General features: G+C 72.6%; 25 protein-coding genes. 22 read left to right on the top strand and 3 right to left on the bottom strand.

The window, feature by feature from the left end; all coding sequences use genetic code 11:
* Nucleotide 1: 1 nt before the first annotated feature.
* The 3 genes from QPK52_RS27395 to QPK52_RS27385 form a co-directional block, all read right to left on the bottom strand.
* Nucleotides 2-571: a phosphotransferase-like protein gene (locus tag QPK52_RS27395; protein WP_410540543.1), complete on the bottom strand. Its 570-nt coding sequence runs from the start codon at nt 569-571 to the stop codon at nt 2-4.
* Nucleotides 568-1,611, bottom strand: a complete 1,044-nt coding sequence (locus QPK52_RS27390; protein WP_410540542.1) for an AAA family ATPase — start codon at nt 1,609-1,611, stop codon at nt 568-570. The genes QPK52_RS27395 and QPK52_RS27390 overlap by 4 nt, the downstream gene beginning before the upstream one ends.
* 168 nt (nt 1,612-1,779) lie before the next feature.
* Nucleotides 1,780-2,109 carry a GntR family transcriptional regulator gene (locus tag QPK52_RS27385; protein ID WP_410540541.1) on the bottom strand — a complete coding sequence of 110 codons (330 nt, stop codon included), beginning with the start codon at nt 2,107-2,109 and terminating at the stop codon, nt 1,780-1,782.
* 125 nt (nt 2,110-2,234) lie between these two features.
* On the opposite strand from QPK52_RS27385, the gene QPK52_RS27380 reads away from it, so the two are divergent.
* From QPK52_RS27380 to QPK52_RS27275, 22 genes are all read left to right on the top strand, one after another.
* Complete coding sequence (locus tag QPK52_RS27380) at nt 2,235-2,612, top strand: hypothetical protein (protein WP_410540540.1); 378 nt, start codon at nt 2,235-2,237, stop codon at nt 2,610-2,612.
* A gap of 292 nt (nt 2,613-2,904) precedes the next feature.
* Entirely contained in the window at nt 2,905-3,600 is a 696-nt protein-coding gene (locus QPK52_RS27375) for a hypothetical protein (RefSeq protein ID WP_410540539.1), read from the top strand.
* Between the two features lie 100 nt (nt 3,601-3,700).
* Entirely contained in the window at nt 3,701-4,015 is a 315-nt protein-coding gene (locus QPK52_RS27370; RefSeq protein ID WP_410540596.1) for a WhiB family transcriptional regulator, read from the top strand.
* A gap of 691 nt (nt 4,016-4,706) precedes the next feature.
* Entirely contained in the window at nt 4,707-5,132 is a 426-nt protein-coding gene (locus QPK52_RS27365; RefSeq protein ID WP_410540538.1) for an ATPase, read from the top strand.
* A gap of 276 nt (nt 5,133-5,408) precedes the next feature.
* Complete coding sequence (locus QPK52_RS27360; protein WP_410540537.1) at nt 5,409-5,747, top strand: hypothetical protein; 339 nt, start codon at nt 5,409-5,411, stop codon at nt 5,745-5,747.
* Between the two features lie 120 nt (nt 5,748-5,867).
* Nucleotides 5,868-6,608: a hypothetical protein gene (locus tag QPK52_RS27355; protein ID WP_410540536.1), complete on the top strand. Its 741-nt coding sequence runs from the start codon at nt 5,868-5,870 to the stop codon at nt 6,606-6,608.
* Nucleotides 6,609-6,929: 321 nt separating this feature from the next.
* A complete protein-coding gene (locus tag QPK52_RS27350; protein WP_410540535.1) occupies nt 6,930-8,474 on the top strand; it encodes a DUF2637 domain-containing protein in 1,545 nt (514 codons plus the stop codon).
* 156 nt (nt 8,475-8,630) lie between these two features.
* Nucleotides 8,631-9,107 carry a hypothetical protein gene (locus tag QPK52_RS27345; RefSeq protein ID WP_410540534.1) on the top strand — a complete coding sequence of 159 codons (477 nt, stop codon included), beginning with the start codon at nt 8,631-8,633 and terminating at the stop codon, nt 9,105-9,107.
* Complete coding sequence (locus QPK52_RS27340) at nt 9,104-9,412, top strand: hypothetical protein (RefSeq protein WP_410540533.1); 309 nt, start codon at nt 9,104-9,106, stop codon at nt 9,410-9,412. The genes QPK52_RS27345 and QPK52_RS27340 overlap by 4 nt, the downstream gene beginning before the upstream one ends.
* Before the next feature lie 923 nt (nt 9,413-10,335).
* Complete coding sequence (locus QPK52_RS27335; RefSeq protein WP_410540532.1) at nt 10,336-11,805, top strand: hypothetical protein; 1,470 nt, start codon at nt 10,336-10,338, stop codon at nt 11,803-11,805.
* A gap of 13 nt (nt 11,806-11,818) precedes the next feature.
* Nucleotides 11,819-12,238: a conjugal transfer protein TraB gene (locus QPK52_RS27330; RefSeq protein ID WP_410540531.1), complete on the top strand. Its 420-nt coding sequence runs from the start codon at nt 11,819-11,821 to the stop codon at nt 12,236-12,238.
* 92 nt (nt 12,239-12,330) lie between these two features.
* On the top strand, nt 12,331-14,442 hold the full coding sequence (locus QPK52_RS27325) for a chromosome segregation protein ParM (protein WP_410540530.1): 2,112 nt from the start codon (nt 12,331-12,333) through the stop codon (nt 14,440-14,442).
* A gap of 96 nt (nt 14,443-14,538) precedes the next feature.
* Nucleotides 14,539-14,691, top strand: a complete 153-nt coding sequence (locus tag QPK52_RS27320) for a hypothetical protein (protein WP_410540529.1) — start codon at nt 14,539-14,541, stop codon at nt 14,689-14,691.
* 78 nt (nt 14,692-14,769) lie between these two features.
* The gene (locus QPK52_RS27315; RefSeq protein ID WP_410540528.1) at nt 14,770-15,258 is read left to right on the top strand and encodes a hypothetical protein; all 489 of its coding nucleotides are present in this window, start codon (nt 14,770-14,772) and stop codon (nt 15,256-15,258) included.
* 152 nt (nt 15,259-15,410) lie between these two features.
* Nucleotides 15,411-15,854: a hypothetical protein gene (locus tag QPK52_RS27310; protein ID WP_410540527.1), complete on the top strand. Its 444-nt coding sequence runs from the start codon at nt 15,411-15,413 to the stop codon at nt 15,852-15,854.
* Nucleotides 15,841-16,233, top strand: a complete 393-nt coding sequence (locus QPK52_RS27305; protein ID WP_410540526.1) for an RRQRL motif-containing zinc-binding protein — start codon at nt 15,841-15,843, stop codon at nt 16,231-16,233. The genes QPK52_RS27310 and QPK52_RS27305 overlap by 14 nt, the downstream gene beginning before the upstream one ends.
* Before the next feature lie 20 nt (nt 16,234-16,253).
* Entirely contained in the window at nt 16,254-16,550 is a 297-nt protein-coding gene (locus QPK52_RS27300) for a hypothetical protein (RefSeq protein WP_410540525.1), read from the top strand.
* A 91-nt stretch (nt 16,551-16,641) separates the two neighbouring features.
* Nucleotides 16,642-17,097, top strand: a complete 456-nt coding sequence (locus QPK52_RS27295) for a Pycsar system effector family protein (RefSeq protein ID WP_410540524.1) — start codon at nt 16,642-16,644, stop codon at nt 17,095-17,097.
* Nucleotides 17,098-17,108: 11 nt separating this feature from the next.
* Nucleotides 17,109-17,456 (top strand): hypothetical protein, encoded by a 348-nt coding sequence (locus QPK52_RS27290; RefSeq protein ID WP_410540523.1) that lies wholly within the window; start codon nt 17,109-17,111, stop codon nt 17,454-17,456.
* Nucleotides 17,453-18,415, top strand: a complete 963-nt coding sequence (locus tag QPK52_RS27285; RefSeq protein WP_410540522.1) for an AAA family ATPase — start codon at nt 17,453-17,455, stop codon at nt 18,413-18,415. The genes QPK52_RS27290 and QPK52_RS27285 overlap by 4 nt, the downstream gene beginning before the upstream one ends.
* Nucleotides 18,412-18,684 (top strand): hypothetical protein, encoded by a 273-nt coding sequence (locus tag QPK52_RS27280; protein WP_410540521.1) that lies wholly within the window; start codon nt 18,412-18,414, stop codon nt 18,682-18,684. The genes QPK52_RS27285 and QPK52_RS27280 overlap by 4 nt, the downstream gene beginning before the upstream one ends.
* The gene (locus tag QPK52_RS27275; RefSeq protein WP_410540520.1) at nt 18,681-18,806 is read left to right on the top strand and encodes a hypothetical protein; all 126 of its coding nucleotides are present in this window, start codon (nt 18,681-18,683) and stop codon (nt 18,804-18,806) included. The genes QPK52_RS27280 and QPK52_RS27275 overlap by 4 nt, the downstream gene beginning before the upstream one ends.
* Nucleotides 18,807-18,930: the final 124 nt, after the last annotated feature.

The following is an 18,930-nucleotide window of genomic DNA, read 5'->3' as shown; positions in this document are numbered from 1 at the left end:
CTCACGCCGTCGCTGCTCCCGCCCGCTGCGCCAGCAGCTGGTCGATGAGCCGCGCCGCGTCCTGCGGCGACGCGGCCGTGGTGTCCACGGCCAGGTCCCAGACCGCGCTCGGGTGCGCGTCCAGATCCTCGCGGGTCGCGTCCCACACCGCCAGCCGCGCCGCGGTGTCGCGGTCGCCGCGGCCCGCCGATCGCTCCGCGGTCGCCTCGCGAGGGCACCACAGCAGCACCACCGACCAGTCCGCCGGGTAGCCGTCGACCAGGGCCCGGATGCCGTCGACCTGCCCTAGGTGCACCACCGGCACCCCGGCCGCGAATGCGGCATCCAGCCCCGGCCTGTCCAGCACGTACGTATTGCCGTACCGGCTGTTCGCGTAGACGACGTCGCCCGCGGCCTCCAGCTCGCGCAGCTGCTCCGCTGTGCCCATCCGGTAGCCGGCCGACTTGCCCGACCCGACCTTGAGCCGCGCGAACTGGGCGTACTTAGGGTCCAGTTCGCTGAGCGCGGTGGTGACGGTGTCCTTGCCCGAAGCCGGCGGGCCGTAGAGGATCACGCCCTGCTTCGTGGTCATGCGTGCATCGCCCCCATCGCCTGGCGGGCTTGGTCTGTAAGCGTTACCGCGGTGCCCAGTCTGTTGTCGACGACCATGTGCGGCACTGCCGGGCGCAGGTCAAGGTCGATCGTGGCCATGTATTCGTCCCAGCGGGCGAGCTTCCAGGCGTCCCGGGCTGCCGAGCGGAAGGTGATGTACTCGCGCATCGATTCCTCATCGCACTGCACCCACACTGGGAAGACGTCCACGCCGAGGGACGCGGCCCGGTTGGACAGGCGCTGCATCCATTCCGGGTCGGTCATTTCCGCGATGAACGGCGCGGAGAGAACCGTGCTGATACCGCACTTGATGTTGGCCATGGCTGACTGCATGAGGCAGTCGTACTCCACCGACCGGACACGCTCCCTGTAGAGCTCCGTGTGCCGGTCATTCGGGTCGCCGCCCAGCGCGACCAAGAGGCGCTCCACCAGCGGCCGGGTGAGCGGGTCCTTGTCGAGCAGCGGCCACCCTGTGAGCTGGACGAAGAACCTGGCCAGCTCGGTTTTGCCGCTGCCGGCGAACCCGCCGACCAGAATCAGGACGGGGCGGTGAGGGTCGCCGCCGGTGTGCCTCCGCTTCCAGGCGTCGATGATGCGCTGCTGCAAGGTGAAGTGATCAGCTTCCCCGGCGCCAGAGCCCGGCCCGATCCGGTGAACTGCGCGCTCCACGGCCAAGACGTGCGCGCCGTTGAGGCGATCATCCATGGGCGTGAGTTTGAAGGACGTCTCCTCACCGGGCAGGGCGTTTCGGAAGCCGAGATCAGGCTCGGTGGCCCGGTATAGAAGGCAGTAGGCACGCCGGTAGTGCGGTCCCGGATAGACCTCGCCCTGTTCGTGCTGCCACAAGGTCTGGGGATTCGCGGCGGGAACGCCCTTGAGCTTGGCCTTCTCGGCTACATCCCGGAGGCGCTCGCCCGCCTTTTCCAGAGTCAGGCCGTGAGCCTCCCGCTGCTCCCGCAGCCGGTCTGGCCTCCACCCCGCGCGCTGCTTCCCCACGCTCTGCCCCTCCGTCATCGTCATGTCCGCGAGCCTAGGGCTCGGGCCCCAAAACCCGTGTGTACGCGAATGTTGAAAACCCATGAATGAAAGTGCGCATGGGGTTCTACAAGCCGCTGTGATGTTCCGTTTCCGCTGCCAGGAGTGTGATGGGCCCCACAAGGCGACCTGGGGGACACCATGTTGGGCACATCACTCGGAGCCCTGCTCGAGTCGATCGAGACGGGCGGTCAGCGCTTCCACCTGCTCTTCGAGGTGGCGAATGCGGTTGATGGTCGAGTCCGTCCTCCCGGCCGCCTCTTCGCTGACGAAACTTCCGCGGCCTTGGTGGGAGTAGATGAGGCCAAGGGTGCGCAGCTCCGCCAAGGCCCTTTGCACCGTGCCAGCCGCGACGTGGTACTCCTCCGCAAGGGCCTTGATACCGGGGATCTGCGCGCCAGCCTGAAGGCGGCCAGCCGCGATCTGGTTGCGGATGTCGTTAACGATGCGCTGGTACGGCTGCATGGCCTCGGCGTTGGTCATGGCCGTCATCGTAGATCCACCTTACCGGGTTAGTCAGGTTCGCCAGCAAACCTCTTGACACACCCCGACAGTATCAGTAAAGCTAGCAGTATCGATAGAATGAAAGATCTCGAAGGGGCCTAACTATGTCCTTTACGGACGACTGCTTCGACGACGAGACCCAGCGCCTGCTGGAGGCTGTGGTCGTCGGCCTCCCGGAGTTCAGCAACATCGACCTGGACATCGTCTTCGGTACTCCACTCGAGATGTACGACTTGGTGACCGCGGACGAGCTGGCCAAGTGGGACGCCGCGTCCGCAGTGAAAAAGGGCAAGACCAAGGCCCGCGACGAGGTCATCGCGGAGTACGGGGCGCGGCGGGAGGCGGCGCGGGACATCCTCGCGGCCGACCCGTCGATCACCGAGCTGGTTCGCGAGCGCCTGGTGGACATGCTCCTCCCCTACGCCGAGCAGCTGCGCATCACGCGGCTGGCCGTCGCGGCGCCCCTGCCGATCGCGGCCTGACCCTCCCCGCACCACCCGCCGGGTCCCCCGCGGACCCGGCTCCCCCACCCGGAACCGCCCCGTCGGGCGGCGCCGGATGAGGGAGCCGGACCCACGGTCCCTTCTCCCGCTCAATTTCATACGTCTGGCTGACCGTGCTTCCACGCCGGCCGGGGTGACGAGTACGACGCGGTCCCTCGGAGCACAGCCAGGTGAGCCAGCCGCAGCCGTTTGCGCTGCCCGCCGGCCAGGACCCGGGCCACGCCCGGCCCCTGGCCGAAGGAGAGCGCAACCGCTACCGAGGGAGCACCTGATGCGTCACAACGGACGCCCGGCCATCAAGGCCAGCACCTTCCGCCCCGAGCACCTCAACCTCCGCGAGGACGAGACCCGCATGATCGTCTGTCCCGACTGCGGCACCTGGCGCCGCCTGAAGCGGTCCATGATCCACCCGCACCGCGACGGTGTCGATGTCCCCAAGGACGGCCCCCGCCGCTACCGCGACGACCCGAACGCGCCCAAGCCGCAGACGGGTCGGCGCTGCCCCGGCAGCGCGCAGCGCATCGAGATGGACCTCACCCCTGAGCAGTGGGCCCAGCGGCTGCTCGCGGCGGAGAGCACGGCGGCCGGACGCCGCACCACCCGCCCGATCCGCAAGCCGCGGCAGCAGCCCGCCCCGGCGCCCACCCAGATGAACACCGCTACCCGCGCGCTGCGCGAGGACCTCACCGAGCACCTGCAGAGCGACTGCCTGCGGTGCCGGGCCGGCCGCTGCGCCACCGTCATCGAGCTGCGCCAGCGGATCCGCCGCACCACGCAGAACGCGACGCACCCCACGCCGATGTACGGGCAACTGCGCACCGCCCTGGCCGACCACCGCACCACCTGCTCCGCCTGCCAGGGCGGTACGCCGTGCGACACCGGCCGCCGGCTGACCGCCCGCATCTCCGGGCTCGCCCAGGACCACCTGTGGCGCACCCGACCGGTCTCCCACCGCGCCACCGCCTGATCCGCCCCCACCGGCCGACACCACCCTCCAGCCCCCAGGAGCCCCGTGCCCCTGGGGGCCACTTCTTCCCGCCCCGACCTTTCTGGAGGACTGCATGCACCTGGACGACCTGAACGCCGTGCAGCTGGCCGTCGCCGCGCGCGGCGACCACGACCCACACACGGACTGGCGGAAGCGCGGAGCGTGCCGGAACGAGGACCCCGACCTGTTCTTCCCGGTCGGTACCACCGGCCCGGCGCTGCTGCAGATCGAGGAGGCCAAGGCCATCTGTCGCCGCCGGTGCCCGGTGATGGAACAGTGCCTGACCTGGGCGTTGGAGGTCGGCGAGGAGGGCGTGTGGGGCGGGCTGTCGGAGGACGAGCGCCGCCTGCTCAAGCGTCACACCGCCCGCCGTGCCGCCCAGCGGGCGGCCTGACCCGGCTGTTCCTGCACTGCACGTCGCCCCCACCTGCCGCTGCTGTGCAGCCGGTCAGCGGGTGGGGGCGGCGTGGGGCAGCAGGACCGCCCCACCCACCCAATAGATGCGCCGCCCAGGAGGTAGAGGCCCTGGGCGGCGCGATACAGGCACCTGAATCGGAGAACCTGTGATCACCATCCTGGCACGCGCCGTACTCGAGGCGCACCCCACCGACTCCGACCCGGACATGGACGAGGCCCTGCGCCGCGTCCGGGCGGGAGGCGCCCGATGACCTGGGTGACCGGCCCGAACGGCGAGAACGGCGACGACCTGTCCAAGAAGGTCGCGGACGCCAACAAGCAGAGCCGGCAGAACAGCCAGACCCGGGGCGGCCGGTGACCGCCCGCCCGCCGCTGCCGATCCGGCCCACCCCGCACGAGCGGGACGGCCGCACCGAGACTCCGGCCCCGGCCCGCCCGCACCCCTCCGCCATCCCGGCCCCGTTGGAGTCCTGAATCTCTGACCTTCTGACCGCCGCCCGCGCCGCACAGACCCGTGCGGCGCGGGCGGTCTCCGCTTACGGCTCCCGGCATCCGCGGGCCCGCGCGCTGCTGACGGCCGCCGCTGCGGCCGCCGCCGCCGCGTACGCCGTCGGCCGCCGGGTCCACGACATCCACCCACCGCCCAGGAAGAAGGAGAGCACCTCAGCATGGGCCCCACCTTGCTCGGCCACCCGATGACGTCTCTGGTCCAGCTGATCAGCTTCGGCTACCGCCATGCCCCGCCGCCCGAGGCCGACATCACCCTCGACACCCGACGGCTTCTGCGCGACCCCCACGTCGACCCGGCGCTGCGGGAGCTGACCGGTCTGGACGACCCCGTCCGCACTCACGTGATGGGCACCCCCGGTGCCCTCTGTCTGAGCGTCAACACCGCCGCCACCGTGCGGCAACTGCTCGGCGATCTGACCGTGCCGCATCAGGTGGTCGTCGCCGTCGGCTGCGCCGGCGGCCGCCACCGCTCGGTCGCGCTGACCGAGCAGATCGCCGCCCTGCTCGACGACGGATCCGCTCCCGTCGCGATCCACCACCGCGACGTGGACCGTCCGGTTCTCCCGGCCGACTCCCACCGCTGACCCGATCGCCCCCCCAACCCCGGGCCCGCAACCACCGACGGCGGTCAGCCCGGGGGCAGGCATCGGTCACACCGCGGCCGGGTTCGGCACCTCTATGGACCGCACCGCCGCCAGGTCTAGCGCCGCTGATCGGCTGCCCAGGCCCCGCTCGCCACTACCTCGGTGTCGGGCGGGGGTGGGGAGCCGGGACAGCCCCGGACATCAGCACCCGGCATCCGGCCGGGTTGGCCTTTGAGGCCCGGCTCTTATCCGGAACCAACGAGACAGGAGATCCCTATGCGCGCCACGACCACCTCTGCCAGCCGCGAGCAGCTCCGCGCCACCTACCCGGGCGGTAGCCACGCCCTCTACCGCGACCCCGCCAAGTACCTCACCGGCCAGTCCGGCCACACCGTCATCTGCCGGGTCCAAGGCCTCGACGCCCACATCGACCGGCTGCACCTGGCCGACCTGCGCACCGGCGCCTCCTACATCGCCGACCCGGCCTACGTCCGCCCGATCACCTCCGCCGAGATCATGCGCGACATCGACACGGCCGCCCTGGAGCACTCCGAGGACCTCCTCACCGCCGGCGACGCCTGGCTGCGCCAGCAGCGGACCCGCGCCCGCGCCTGACCAACCGCAGACCGGCTGCCCCGGCCCCGCCCGCCACCACTACTGCGGTGTCGGGCGGGGGCGGGGGGCCGGGACAGTCCCGGACCGGCACGACCACCCACGATCCGAAGGGGGGACTTCATGTTCCGTGTCATCAGCGGCGGCACCCACCGCCGCTACACCGAAGCCGTGCAGACCGCCGGGCGGGTGCCCGGCCTGGAGGCCGACCTGGCCGACACCCGTGAGCAGCTGACCGCCTACCGGGCCCAGCACAAGGACGACCAGGAGCAGCTGGTGCAGCTGGGCCGCACCGTCGCCGGCCTGAGCCAGGACTTCGGCAAGCTCCAGAAGGAGCGCGCCGCGCTGCGCCGGGCGCTGGACGACGTCGCGGCCGCGCTGGTGGCGGCCGAGGACTCGGAGAGCGCGTGCCGGGAGGCGGCACGGCTGCTGGCGCGGCACCACGAGTCCGCGGACCTGGTGCTGCTGGCCGACCCGCCCAGGGTGCACCTGTACCTGTACCGCGGCCAGATCCGCTCCGCCCCCACCACCTACGACGGTGCGGTCGAGGCGGCCGGGGCCGACGGCGCCGACCCCGGTGGCTGGTTCACGGCCGGGCAGCCGGGCCCGGCCGACGCGTCCGCTCCCTGGCCGCTGTACCTGATCCGCTCCTGTCCGGTGCGCGGGCCCTGGCCGGACGGCAGCCGTGTCTACCCGGTGGCGCCGGACGGCGGCCTGCCGCTGTGGGTGTTCGGCGCCGAGGAGGGCGCTGTGGCCGCCGCGCGGGCCGCGTTCGCGTCCTGGCGGCTGACGCCGCGCGTCACCGAGCTGGAGGTCACCGCCGGCGACCGCGCCGAGGCGGCCGTTTCGGCCCCGGCGCACTGACCCAGCCCTTGCTTCAGCCTCACCGGCCGCCGTTTCGGGAACGCACCGGATGCGTTTCGGGGACGGCGGCCTCTGTTTCGACCCCACTTTGACGACCCCCTTCCGGAGGCCCCCGTGGCGATCACTGAACTGTCCCGCAGCACGCCCCGCATCGACCCTGAAGCGGACCCGCCGACCACGATTTCGGACCCGGCCGAGCCCGTTTCGAAGACCACCGCTCCCGTTTCGGGAGTGCCGGAGTTCGCTTCGGAGACGGCCCCGGATGCTTCGGAGACGGCTCCCGCCCGTCCCCGAGGCGGGTCGCTGACGGGGTTCCAGAAGGTGACCGCCGGCGCGATCGTGGTGGCCGCGCTCGCCCTGGCGGGCATCGGCCTGTACCTCTCCTTCGAGCACGTGGCCGCCTTCGCCCACCAGCGGCTGGGCTTCGCCACCCTGGGCAAGGGCCGGCTGTTCACCCTCGGGGTCGACATCGGGATCATGGTCCTGATCGCGATCGACCTGCTGATGGCGTGGCTGAAGCGGCCGATCGGCTGGATCCGCTACCCGGTGTGGCTGCTGACGGCCGCCACGGTCGTCCTCAACGCCGCCTCCGGCGCCCCCAGGGCCGGGCAGGCCTGGCGGCTGCTGGACTACGTCGCGGTCGGCGCCCACGCCATCGTCCCGGTGCTGTTCATCGCGATCGTCGAGGTCGCCAGGACCTCCATCGACCGCATGGTGCGGCCCCTGACCAGCAAGGAACGCGCCTCGGTGCCGCTGCACCGCTGGGCGCTGGCCCCGATCGCCACCGGCCGGATCTACCGGCGGATGCGGCTGTGGGGCATCACCTCCTACCCGGAGATGGTCCGCCGCGAGCAGGAACTCATCGGCTACGAGCAGTGGCTCAGGCGCAAGTACGCCGGTGATCTGAAGAAGGCCACCGAGGACGAGCTGCTGCCGATGACGATGGCGCCCTACGGCTACACCGTCGCCCAGGCGCTGGCGCTGCCCGATGAGCAGGAGCGGGCGGCCGAGGAGCGGGCGCAGGAGGCCGAGCGCCGCCGGCTGGCGGCCGAGACCCGCCGCGAGGTGGACCAGGCCGCGGCCAAGGCCGAGCGGATCCGCGCCCAGGGCGAGGTCGAGACGGTCCAAGCCGAGGTCGACGGCGCCACCGGGCAGGCCCGCGCGAAGGCTCAGGCCCAGGTCAGCGCCGCCGAGCGGATCGCCGAGCTGGAGAAGCAGGAGCTGGAGACCGCGGCCATGGCCGAGGCCCGCGCCCGCACCGCCGAGGCCGAACGCGTCGAGGCCGAAGCCCGCCGGGCTGCCGCCGAGGCCGACCTGGAGGCCGCCGAGCTCGAGCGGCGCGCCGCCGAGCAGCGGGCCGAGGCCGACAAGGCCGAGCGGATCGCCCGGAGGGAGGAGGAGGCGGTCGAGACCGCGCGGGCAGCCCAGGCCCGCCGGGCCGCTGCCGAAGCCGACCGGCAGGCCGCCGAAGCCGAGCAGGCCGCCGCCGAAGCGCGGAAGGCCGCGGTCGAAGCCGACAGTCAGGCGGCCGACGCCACGGCGCGTCAGGCGGCCGCGCTGAAGGAGGCCGAAGCCAACCGGCGGGCCGCCGCCGAAGCCGAGCAGGCCGCCGCCGAAGCGCGGCTGCGGGCCGCCGAAATCGAGGCCCGCGCGGTCGAACTGGAGGACCTGGCGCGGCTGTCGCCGCGTGAGCGGGGCGTGCGCAAGATCGCCCGGATGATCCTCCAGGCCGGCGGAAGCCCCGAGCAGGTTCCCCTGGAGGCGGTCAAGGCGGCGCTGAAGGTCTCCTCCCCGGGGACCGCGTCCGAGTACCGCCAGGAGGCGGCCGAGCTGCTGGCCTCCGGCTACCGGCCCACCGACCAGTGACATCACCCGTCCTGGCCCCCGCCGTCGCCACCAGGCCCCATCCCGCCCACCAGGTGCGGGGCGCGGGTCTGGTGGCGGCCGCGGCCGCCAGGCCGACCCCAGCACAGCAAGCACCGGCGAGCACCACTCGCCCGTTGACCTGCGGAGGTTCCCCCTGTGAACAGCAACGACCCGACGCCTGCGCCGCTGCGCGATGTGGCGCAGAGCCCGGAGGCGACCGCCCGGTACCTGGCCGACATCCAGCGGGTCCTGCTGGACATCGGCAAGAACCTGGAGACCCTCGCGCTGGAGACCCGCGTGCACCTGCGCGAGACCCACGTCGAGGGCGACCGCTGGTACCACGCCCGGCTGCGGGCGATGCCGGTGGAAAAGGCCCTCAAGGATGTCCTCAAGAATCTGAACAGCCTGACCGAGGGACTGGAAAAGAGCGCCTACAAGCGCCGCGCCCACGACGAGGCGGTGGTGAATACCGCCCGGACCCGCAAGGAAAAGGAACTGGAGCGGCAGCGGAGGAAGAACCCGCAGCCCCTCCAGGCCGCCCCGGAAAACGGGGAGCGGGTTCACACCGACCCGAATTCTGGCTACAGTGGTCCCACGTCGCTTTACGACCTGGGTAACCGGGAGTCGGCGTGACGCGCCCCCTCACCAGCGTCGAACGCTCCACGCAAAAGCGGCTGGACTGGTTGCGGGCAGAGGAACGCAAGGCCGTCGAATCCCGCGGGGAGCAAGGCCGGATGGAATTCTGGCTCCGCCTCACCCGCTCCCGCATCGCCAAGGACATCAAAGCCGGCCGCGGCGATGTCTACGCCGGATTCGCGCTCGTGTGCCGCCTGTTCATGGAGGCGATGGACAAGCGGGCGGCGGGCGATGCGCGGCTGTGGAACCACCTCATGCAGTACGCGCAGCAGGTCCTGGAGCAGAGCTCCCCGCGTCACTGACCGTCACCAACGAAGGCCCCGCCGGGCTCCGGCGGGGCCTCGCGCGCGTAAAGCGTGCACACGTGCCCGTGCACGCGTGCACACGAGACCCCACCCTCTGTCAACCCCTGGAAGGGAGGTGCGCCGTGTCCGACGAGGACGACGGCGGAACCCTGGTCCGCGGCCCCTGGAGCGGCGACTCCTCGTACGCACCCCCGCCGATCCCCGACTTCGCCGACACCATTCCACCGCCGCAGAACACTCCCGCCGCGCCGCCGGAATCGCCGGAAGAAACGACGATGGAATTGCCGCCCATTCCGGCCGTCCCGGACCCGGCGGCGGCCCTGCGGTCGGAAGGAACCATGCGTCCGGAAAGCGACGAGGACGGCGAGGAATACGCGGAAGACGAATACGCCCAGCCGCGTTCTCTCGCCGACCGCCTCGGTGACTGGCTGGAATACCGGCTCGAGGTGGCGCGGGCGCGGCACGAGAGCGAAGCGCCGTTCCGTGAGGCGGAAATCGGGCGGAAAGTCGCCCTGCTGAAATCCCGTACCGCGCAGGGCGTCGCGCTGATGGAGGCGAACGCAAAACTCCACCAGGCGATGGTGAATGCGAAGGGCGACAAGGCGGCGGCGCGAGGGAAGGCCGACGCCGGCCGGATGAAGTCCTCCGGCTCCGGCCTGGGTGCGGACAAGGGCGGCTCGAAGGCCGGCGGCGGTCCGTCACGGGGCGGCGGTCCGTCACGGGGCGGGGGCGGCGGCGGTTCGTCGCGGAACGGCTCGGGGGCTGGGCCGCACCGGCCCGGGAGCCGGCGCGGCGGGGCCAACTCCGGCGGCTCGGGTGGCCGTTCCGGGCCGGGACCGTCCAGCAGCGGCAGCGGCAGCGGATCCAAGGGCCCAAGGAAGGGCTCTGGAGGCTCCTCTGGCGGCCGTTCCGGCGGCTCCGTGCGCAACGGAGCCGCCGGTGGCGGGAAAGGCTCCCAGTCGGGCTCTGGTGGCTCCGGCCGGAGCCACCCGGACCGGGGTGGCTCGGGTCGGAAGGACGGCTCGGGCCGGACGCTGGGCCCGCACAAGCCGGGCGAGCGGCCCTGGCGCGACCGCACCGGCGCGAAGAGGTCATCCGCGGGCGTCGGCCCGTGGAAGGACGGCCCGCAGAACAAGTCCGCGCCCAAGAGCTCCGGGTCCGGCTCCGGGCAGTCGCCGGACAAGCCGGGGACGAAGACCGGCTCCGGCTCCAAGGCCGGCGCCGCGGCGACGAACCGGTCCGGGCGGCTGCCGGCGGGCACGGTGATCGACCCGCACAAGCCGGGCGAGCGGCCGTGGAAGTCGAAGACGGCCGGTACCGAAACCGCCAGGAACTCCGAGGACGCCAAGCCGAAACAGGACAAGGCCAAGCCGAAACAGGACAGCGCCAAGGCGAAGGACGGCGGCGGCAAGGCGAAGGAGGGCAACCAGAAGGCAGCCAAGGGCCATCCCGAGGATCCGCCCAGGCCCTCCCCCGGCGGGGCCGGGGAGCAGCCGGGCGGCGAGGAATCAAACACCGCCGGCCCTGACGGGACCTCCGGCAGGGCCACGCCCGACAGCGAGGACGGAAACGGCCGGGGAAAGCGGGACCGCGCCCGAAACTGGTTCCGGGGCCGCACCGGCCGGGACGGCCAAGGCGGGGAAGGGACGGAAGAACCGGCCGAACCCGTCTGGTCCGAGGACCTCGGCATCACGGTGGAGCGGGCCGACCGACCCGGCCCCTCCAACCGCTCCGACACCTCGCCGCCGAAGGGCGCACCCACCGGCCCGGCCGCCATCGCTCCGGGGCCCACGGGGCTGCCGCGCGCACCGGAGCCCCACACCCAGCGGCCCGGCACCACCCGGCCCGCCCCGCCTCAGGACAACTCCGGGCCCGCCGGACCGCAGGACAGCACCACCGGACCCGCACCCGAGCAGGCCGGGCCGCCCACCCCACAGGAGAGCAGCGTGGACAGCACGCAGGTCACCCCCGCACCCACGTCGGCTCCGGCCAGGCAGGAAAGCCTGGCCCGGCAGCACCGCACCGACATCACCTTCGACGAGTACCTGATGGAGATGGCCGCCATCGCGGTCGACTCCCACCGCGATGAGAGCCGCGCCGAGGAGTTGGCCCAGGTGCTGGGCAAGGCCGTCGACGCGCTGCGGGAGATGGCCGACGACCTGGCCGGCGACCACAACCTCGCCCCCCGCGTCACCGAGCACATCTCCCACCTGGCCGATACGGCCGACCGGATGAAGGCCCAGGCCGGGCGCGGCGCCCAGGAGTGCGGCGCCGCAGCCGAGGCCGCCCGCCTGGCGGCCGCCGAGGTCGCCCGGGTCTACGGCCGGGACAGGGACGCCAAGCAGAACGCGGGCCTGACCCACACCTCCGCCGCCACCCACCACCACTAGGAGGGCAACACCGATGAGCAGCACTCCCGCCCCGCGCGGCACCCGCCGGGCGGCCACCACCGCCGACGGCGACCACAGCTTCCCCGCCGTCCAGCACAAACTGGACGCGTTCGCCCACGCCCTGGACGACATCCAGCCCGAGCTGGAGGACCTGATCCGGGGAATGCGGGCCCGAGCCGACCGCGCCTCGTCGCTGGCCGACCGGATCGGCCAGGCCGGGCTGGACCCGAAGTTCGTGGAACTCACCAACCTCGTCGCCACCGCCCTGGGCGGCGCCGCCCGGGAGATGCGCACGCTCGACGAGAGCGGGCAGGAGGCGACCGGCCAGGCCCGCGACGCGAAGAAGACCCACGCCCGTCTCTACCAGGAGCTGGACGAGGTCCGCTCCGGGCGCCGGGAGAAGACCCCGAAGCCGGGGTTCTTCACCGACTGAACCCTCCTCTTCTCCACCTCACCTCGCCCTGGGGGCGGCCCGCACCGGCTGCGGGCCGCCCCCAGGACTGTTCTTCCGGAAGGAGACAACCGGTGTCCATCCCCCGCAGCGTCGCCCTGGAACGCGCCGCATACACACTGACCGCGCCCGTGCTGGCCGCCGCCCCGAACCTCGCCCCCGACGGCGCGGTCAACACCATCGTGCTGCTGGCCGGGGCCGCCGGCGTCGGCGGCACGCTGCTGGCGGTCAAGGAGACCGAGGGCACCGGCCGGAAGATCATGCGCTGGTCCCCGGCGGTATCGGCCCTGGCGGTCGACATCACCGCCATGACCACGCCCGGCTGGGGCTGGGACGTAGCGCTGGCCGCCGCATGGGCCGCAGCCGGCAGCGTCATCGCCCCGCTGTCACGCACCACCCGCCGCCGGTTCCGCCCCGCCCTCGCCGCAGCGCCCGCCCCGCAGCTCCAGCCCACCCCCCGCCCGGCCCCCGCCCCACCTTCGGTCGGCGCACACCTGGACGGGGACGACTTCACCCGCGGGGTGCGGCACCTGTGGGACCGCGCCGGCGACCCGGGCCAGACCACCGTGGTGCACGTCGACCGACACCCGGGCACCACCCACGACTTCACCATGCTGCTGCGCGCGACCGAGCCCGGCCGCCCCATCACGGGCCTGACCGAGGCCGCCGTCGCGGCCGCGTTCGGCGTCCCCGAGACGGACGTGGTCCTGCGGCCCGTCACTAGGACCGCCGGGCGCGAAGGCGGGCCCGGCTGGCTGGAGGTCAACGTCACCCCCGACACGGCCGAGCGGCGCCGCACCAAGCCCACCGACGCCGAGTGGTGGGCCGACCGGATAGGCGCCAAGGGCGGGCCCATCCCCGGCTCGGTGTTCGTGAAGAAAGTCCGCGACACCCAGCGCCAGGTCACCCACTACATCGCCCAGGTCCCCGACGAGATGGGCGCGCCGCGCGTCAACCAGCACGCTCTGGCGGCCGCACTGCGCACCAAGTACGACGAGGGCCGCCTGTTCATCACCGTCGACGGCAGCCAGATCCTGGTCTCGCTATGGGACACCAGCCCGCTCGCGCAGGTCTTCCCCGCCACCCGCGAACTGCTCACCCCCGACGCCGATGGGCGGTGGGTGACCGGCTACCTCGGCAACGGCCAACCGGCGCGCAACCGCGTCTACACCGACCGGGGAGCGGCCCACGGTCTGTACGTCGCCCCCTCCGGCGGCGGCAAGACCCAGCTGATGGCGTTGAGCGTCGCGGCAGACGCCCTGTACGGGGCGGTGGTCTGGCTGGCCACCGAGGCGCCGGACGAGAAGACCGCCGCGCTGGGCCGGCACACCGACCGCTACGGCGTCGGCGCGCTCTACATGGTGCGGCTGCTGCGGGCCCTGGACGCGCTGATGGAAATCCGCGGCACCATGCCGTGGGAAGACGGGCAGGTCCACGAGTGGTCCGGGAACGCGGTCGGCTGCCCGTACCGGCTGCTGTCCGCCTACCTGGACGAGTTCCTCTCCGCCGCCCGCCACGGCGACTACGGCACGGAGATCATGGACCTGGCCGAGCGGGTGTCGGTCAAGGGCCGCAAGTACGGCATCGGCATCAAGGTCGCCGGCCAGTCCATCTACGTCCAGGACGGGTTCACACAGCTGCTGTGCGAGAACCTGCGCGAGAACTGCATCCCCATCGTGCTCAAGGTCGCCCCGAAGAAGGTGACCGCCATGTTCACGGCGCTCGGCATCCCGCCCGAGTACATCCCCGAGCCCCTCCCCCGCTCCTTCTCGCCCGCGGAGAAGGGCCGGATCGAGCGCGTCATGCGCGGCGAGCCCGAGCCGCCGGCGGACTCCAACACCGGCGGCGCCGGATGGATCGTGGAGGCCAAGCAGCCCGACGTCCTGCGCACCCTGTTCATGGACTTCACCGCGGGCATCGACGACTGCTTCCCGGATGCCGTCGCAACCCTGACCGACCACGAGATCCGCGAACTCCAGGCGCGGGAGCTGTGGTTCGACTGGACCGAGCCGCCCCGGCCCGGCGAGTTCGGACCCGAACCCGCCGACGAGGATGAGGACGAGGACGGAAGCGGCGGGCCCCGAAAGAGCCGCAGCAGCCGCGCCCGGCAGGACGAGGCGGACCGCGATCCCATCACCTCCCCCCGCCAGGCGCTGGAGGCCATCAAGAGCCTCACCGGCGCCTGACCGAGAGGAATCGGCCGTATCGCTCCGACCGCCTGACGGCCGCCCGCACGCCCCTCCATGCTGGTGCCCCGGACACCGGCATGGAGGGGCGCAAGGGTGGAGGACTTCGAGTTCGAGTGCTGGCGCTGCTGGGAGACCAACGTCATCCAGGGCCGCCCGAAGGGTTTTTGGACCACGACGCACTACGAGCTGCCCGGCGAGTGGGAGTGCTGGAGCTGCGGTGCCACCAACACCACCCCAGACGACTGACCCACCACCCACCACCACCTGCGGGGCCCGGACACACCGTCCGGGCCCCGCCGCCGTTCCCAGCCCCAGGAGGCTGCCATGCCGACACCCACCATCACGGGGGCCGCCCAGAAACCCGCGGCCGCAGTCCACCCGCTCGACTTCGACCGGCTCCTGGTCCTGGCCGCACTCGCCGTGGACGCCCGCATCGACACCGAGCCGCTGAACCTGGCCGACGTCGTGACGATGCCGGTCGATCTCCCCGCGCCGCCCGAGCCGGCCTATCCCACCCCCGTCGCGGCGCTCCTCCAGCGCGCCGCCCGCCGCCTGGAGACCGGCGGCTGGTGCCGCAGCGCCATCATCGACACCGACGGGGCCCGCTGCCTCTACGGCGCCCTCCGGGCCGAAGACCCCGGCGGCCACCACCTTGACGACGCCCTGCGCGTGCTCCTGGAAGCCCTGCGCCGGGAGTTCGGCCCCGACGTCGAGACGGTCCCGGCCGCCAACGACCACCTGATCCGCAGCCAGGCACACGCAGTGCGCATCCTCGGCGCTGCCGCCGACCTCGCCGACGCCCGCGGCCTGTAGCCCCAGGCGGCACCCGCCGCCCGCAGCGTCGAACCGACCACGGCTGTCTGATCACCCACCTCTTCCACGCACCCCTGGCGCGGGGCGGCCGCATCGTGCCCGCAGCCGCCTTCCATCGGGGGGCTTCACCCAGCAGAACGGAGCCTTGCACCGTGACCGCAACGACACGGCTGGACGTCATCCTCGGCCCCGAGCGGGCCGCCCAGGTCATCCAGGACCTCGCCCGGGATCTCGCCCACCGCGACGGCCTGCCCGAAGCGGCGGCGCTGCGCCTGGCATGCGAGCGCGCCGCCGACGGCGATCCGCTGTTGCTGGCCGCACCCGGCCAGGTGTGGGCCCTGCGTCCGGACGCCGACCTCGACGACGCCCCGGCCCGCCGCCTGGCCATCTACGGGCGGCTGGAAGCCCCGCCGCGGATCCTGGCCCTGGCCGACGAGGACCTGCCCGGCGGCGCCCGCACCGAGACCGACATCGACAACGGGCTCGACGAAGAGGAGGAGGGGATGCTGCTGTCGGTCCTGGACCGATACCAGCTTCAGAGCTGGTCCCCCCTCCCGACCGCCGACCGGGCCGGGGGCGGCGATGGGCTCTGCTGACCAGCACGGAGACCTGCCGACCTACCGATGGAGGCAAGCCCCCCACGGCCTGGCGACCCGCCGACAGCTACGCGACATGGGACTGCGGCCCGGCGGGCATGACCCGGTCGCACAGATCGCATGCCGCCGCGGCAAGCGCCGGGCCTGGCTGTACCGCATCGACCTGGCGGTGCCGAAGCTGCCGATGACCCTGGCCAAGGAAGCCGCGCTGGACCGGGCGATGGAGGCCCGGCAGCGATGCCCCCGATGTGCACGTCGGTACACCCACTGCCTGCCACTCAAGACTCTCGGCTCCTGCCTGGAGTGCCACGACGGCACCCCCGCCGACCCTGCCACCTACTTCCCACCACCCGCCGATGGCCACCGGCTGGCTGCCTGACCCTGTGCTGGAGAAGCTCGATGCTGTATGCCCGTACCGCCGCATTGGCCGCTATCGCGGCCGCAGCGTCCACCGCGCTCGCCGCGGCCACCTACTCCAAGGCGACCGGTCCATGGTCGCTGTCCGTCTCCCGCCACCAGATCCGTCTCTTGCCCACAGCACGCCGGGACTGCCCTGACTGCCGGGGCAACGGCGGCTGGTGGATCGGCGGCCCGTTCCCGGAGATGGAGGCCTGCCGTTGCTGGGCCGGCCGCCTCGAGATGCGCATCCCGCTACTGCGGCGCCCCAACCTCTGGCTCGATGAGCCGCCCTTTTGAAACCCACCCCCACCTGCCGGAGGGCGGCCGACCGTACGTGGTCGGCCGCCCTCCGGCTTCGCCACCTCGAGATACAAGGAGACCCGCTTCCATGATCGTCCCGATGCCCGGCCCCTCGCAGAACCTGGATGCCGCCGTCGACGCGGTCGGGGCCCAGATCGCCCGCACCGACGGCAAAGCCTCGCTGCTGCTGGCCTTCAACGGCGCCGTGCTCGCAGGCCTGGCCTCCGCCGCTGACACCGGCCTGCCACCCGCGACCAAAGCCTTCGGTGGCGCGGCCGCTCTCGCGCTCGGTATCGCCGCAGTGCTGCTGCTCCTGGTCGTCCGGCCCTGCCTGAGCGGCGCCGACCACGCTTCCTTCCCCTACTGGGCCAGGCTGGACGAGGCTGCCATCCGCGCCTGCATGGGCGGCGATCCCCGCCCCGCCCAGGTGCGGGTGATGTCCATCATCGCGATGGCCAAGTTCGCCCGGCTGCGCTGGGCGGTCGACTGCAGCCTGACCGCCCTGGCCCTCCTCGCGCTGGCCGCCGCCGGCGCCGCCTGGTGACGGCGGCCGCGATGACCGCCTCCGGCCGTATCGACCGTGTCCGCGCCGCGGCCGCCATCGCCCGCCTCGCCCTGCAGCAGATCCAGGACGACCTCACCGGCGACATCAGTCCCCGGGAGCCGGCGGAGATCATGCGTGAGCTCCACCACGAAGCCGATCCGCACGACGGCGTCCTCGGCGCACTCGCGCAGCTGCTCACCCGCGCCGCCCAGACCGTAACGCTCACCCCGATCGACACCGACGCCCGTGAGGCCGCCGCCGGTGCTGTCGAGGAGGCCGCGGCCTTCATCACCGACTCCGCCGGGATGCGCCTGCACCTGGCCACCCGCACCCTTCACCCGCAAGGAGAACGCCCGTGACATCAGCGCTGTATCCGCGCCTGCCGGAGCGCTGCCTCGTGGTCCTCATCGGCGCATCCGGCGCCGGCAAGTCGACGCTGGCCGCCACTTGGCCCGCCTCGCAGGTCCTGTCCCTGGACGCCCTGCGCGGCGCGGTCAGCGACGACCCGGGCGACCAGGGGGCGACCACCGACGCGGTCGACGTCCTGCACCTGCTCCTGGAGCGCCGGATGGCCCGGCGCCTGTTCACCGTCATCGACGCCACGAACGTCACCAGGTCCGCGAGGGAGCCGCTGATTGCCGCGGCCAAACGGCACAACATGCCCGCCATCGCGGTCATCGTCGCCACCCCGGCCTCCGTCTGCATCGAACGCCAGGGCTCACGGTCGGCCAACCGGGCGGTACCGGAGGACACGGTCCGCCGCCAGCACAAGGCGATGGTGCACTCCCACCCGGTACTGCTCAGCGAGGGCTTCAACGAGGTTCTGTTCGCCGACTGCCTATACCGCCTGGAGCCGCTGCTGCGGACGCTGTCCCAGGCCCGCGAAGCCGACCTTGGGCTGGACGGCAGCGAGGGCCTGGGCGATCTGCTCCTGCCCCGCCGCTTCTTCGGGCCGGAGGTGCTGCCGCTGTGGCGGTGGAAGCCCGGCTCCGGCATCGCCGGCGGCGACCGCGTCGCGGAGATCCGCCTCGGGCAGCAGTACCTCACTCTCGCGTTCCGCGAGGACGTCGACGGCGCCGGCGATATCGGCTTCGACGTCCTGCTGCCCTGCCCCATCGACCAGGAGTGCGCCGGCTACGCCTGGGCGCCGGTCTACTCGGTCACCGACCTGCACCGCGCGCTGACCGGTGCCATGGACGCCGCCCCGGACACCGTGTGCACCGTCCACGGCGGGCTTGACGACATCGACCAGGAGACCGACGGTCCCGCGGACACGGTCGGCCACGGAGCGCACGAGCTGGAGGTGGTCGCCGGATGACCGCCAAGCCCCCCACCTGTGGATGGGATCAGGCCGTCTTCCGGTGCGGCCGGTGCGGCACCGAGCACACCGCCACCACCGAGGACGACTACCTGAAGGCCGTCGGCGTCCACGGCGATGCACACGCGGTATGGGACCGCCTGAACCCCATCGAACGCAACGGCCTCACCTCGATCCTCCGCACGATCATGTCCGCGCCGGACCTCGCCGTCGAACTCCTCACCCTCGCCGACCGGCAGCAGAACCTCACGGGAGACGACACCACGTGAACCCGCACCCTCCGCACCCGCACCCGCTCACCCCGGCCGATCTGCCGCCCGGCACCTGGGCCAACGCCGATGACGTCACCGACCTCTACGAGATCGGCCACCAGACCCTGACCGCGCTGTAGGCCGCGCGGCGGATCTCCGTGCCGCTCCACCCTCCCCGCTGCGCCCGGGGGCGGAGCGGTCGCGGTGGCCTGCCGCGCACACTCGCGCGTCTGCGGGCCGAGCAGCCCAACCCGGGACAGCCGC

Source organism: Streptomyces sp. KL2, assembly GCF_046529545.1.
GTDB lineage: Bacteria > Actinomycetota > Actinomycetes > Streptomycetales > Streptomycetaceae > Streptomyces > Streptomyces radiopugnans.
The sequence above is the reverse complement of the archived record's forward strand: the minus strand, read 5'-3'. Positions and strand labels throughout refer to the sequence as shown.

Excerpts from the sequence above, each read along its gene's own strand:
- QPK52_RS27280 (WP_410540521.1), top strand. The coding sequence starts at position 18,412 with ATGACCGCCAAGCCCCCCACCTGTGGATGGGATCAGGCCGTCTTCCGG.
- QPK52_RS27305 (WP_410540526.1), top strand. The coding sequence starts at position 15,841 with ATGGGCTCTGCTGACCAGCACGGAGACCTGCCGACCTACCGATGGAGG.
- QPK52_RS27380 (WP_410540540.1), top strand. The coding sequence starts at position 2,235 with ATGTCCTTTACGGACGACTGCTTCGACGACGAGACCCAGCGCCTGCTG.
- QPK52_RS27365 (WP_410540538.1), top strand. The coding sequence starts at position 4,707 with ATGGGCCCCACCTTGCTCGGCCACCCGATGACGTCTCTGGTCCAGCTG.
- QPK52_RS27360 (WP_410540537.1), top strand. The coding sequence starts at position 5,409 with ATGCGCGCCACGACCACCTCTGCCAGCCGCGAGCAGCTCCGCGCCACC.
- QPK52_RS27355 (WP_410540536.1), top strand. The coding sequence starts at position 5,868 with ATGTTCCGTGTCATCAGCGGCGGCACCCACCGCCGCTACACCGAAGCC.
- QPK52_RS27300 (WP_410540525.1), top strand. The coding sequence starts at position 16,254 with ATGCTGTATGCCCGTACCGCCGCATTGGCCGCTATCGCGGCCGCAGCG.
- QPK52_RS27295 (WP_410540524.1), top strand. The coding sequence starts at position 16,642 with ATGATCGTCCCGATGCCCGGCCCCTCGCAGAACCTGGATGCCGCCGTC.
- QPK52_RS27315 (WP_410540528.1), top strand. The coding sequence starts at position 14,770 with ATGCCGACACCCACCATCACGGGGGCCGCCCAGAAACCCGCGGCCGCA.
- QPK52_RS27385 (WP_410540541.1), bottom strand. The coding sequence starts at position 2,109 with ATGACCAACGCCGAGGCCATGCAGCCGTACCAGCGCATCGTTAACGAC.
- QPK52_RS27395 (WP_410540543.1), bottom strand. The coding sequence starts at position 571 with ATGACCACGAAGCAGGGCGTGATCCTCTACGGCCCGCCGGCTTCGGGC.
- QPK52_RS27375 (WP_410540539.1), top strand. The coding sequence starts at position 2,905 with ATGCGTCACAACGGACGCCCGGCCATCAAGGCCAGCACCTTCCGCCCC.
- QPK52_RS27290 (WP_410540523.1), top strand. The coding sequence starts at position 17,109 with ATGACCGCCTCCGGCCGTATCGACCGTGTCCGCGCCGCGGCCGCCATC.
- QPK52_RS27390 (WP_410540542.1), bottom strand. The coding sequence starts at position 1,611 with ATGACGATGACGGAGGGGCAGAGCGTGGGGAAGCAGCGCGCGGGGTGG.
- QPK52_RS27330 (WP_410540531.1), top strand. The coding sequence starts at position 11,819 with ATGAGCAGCACTCCCGCCCCGCGCGGCACCCGCCGGGCGGCCACCACC.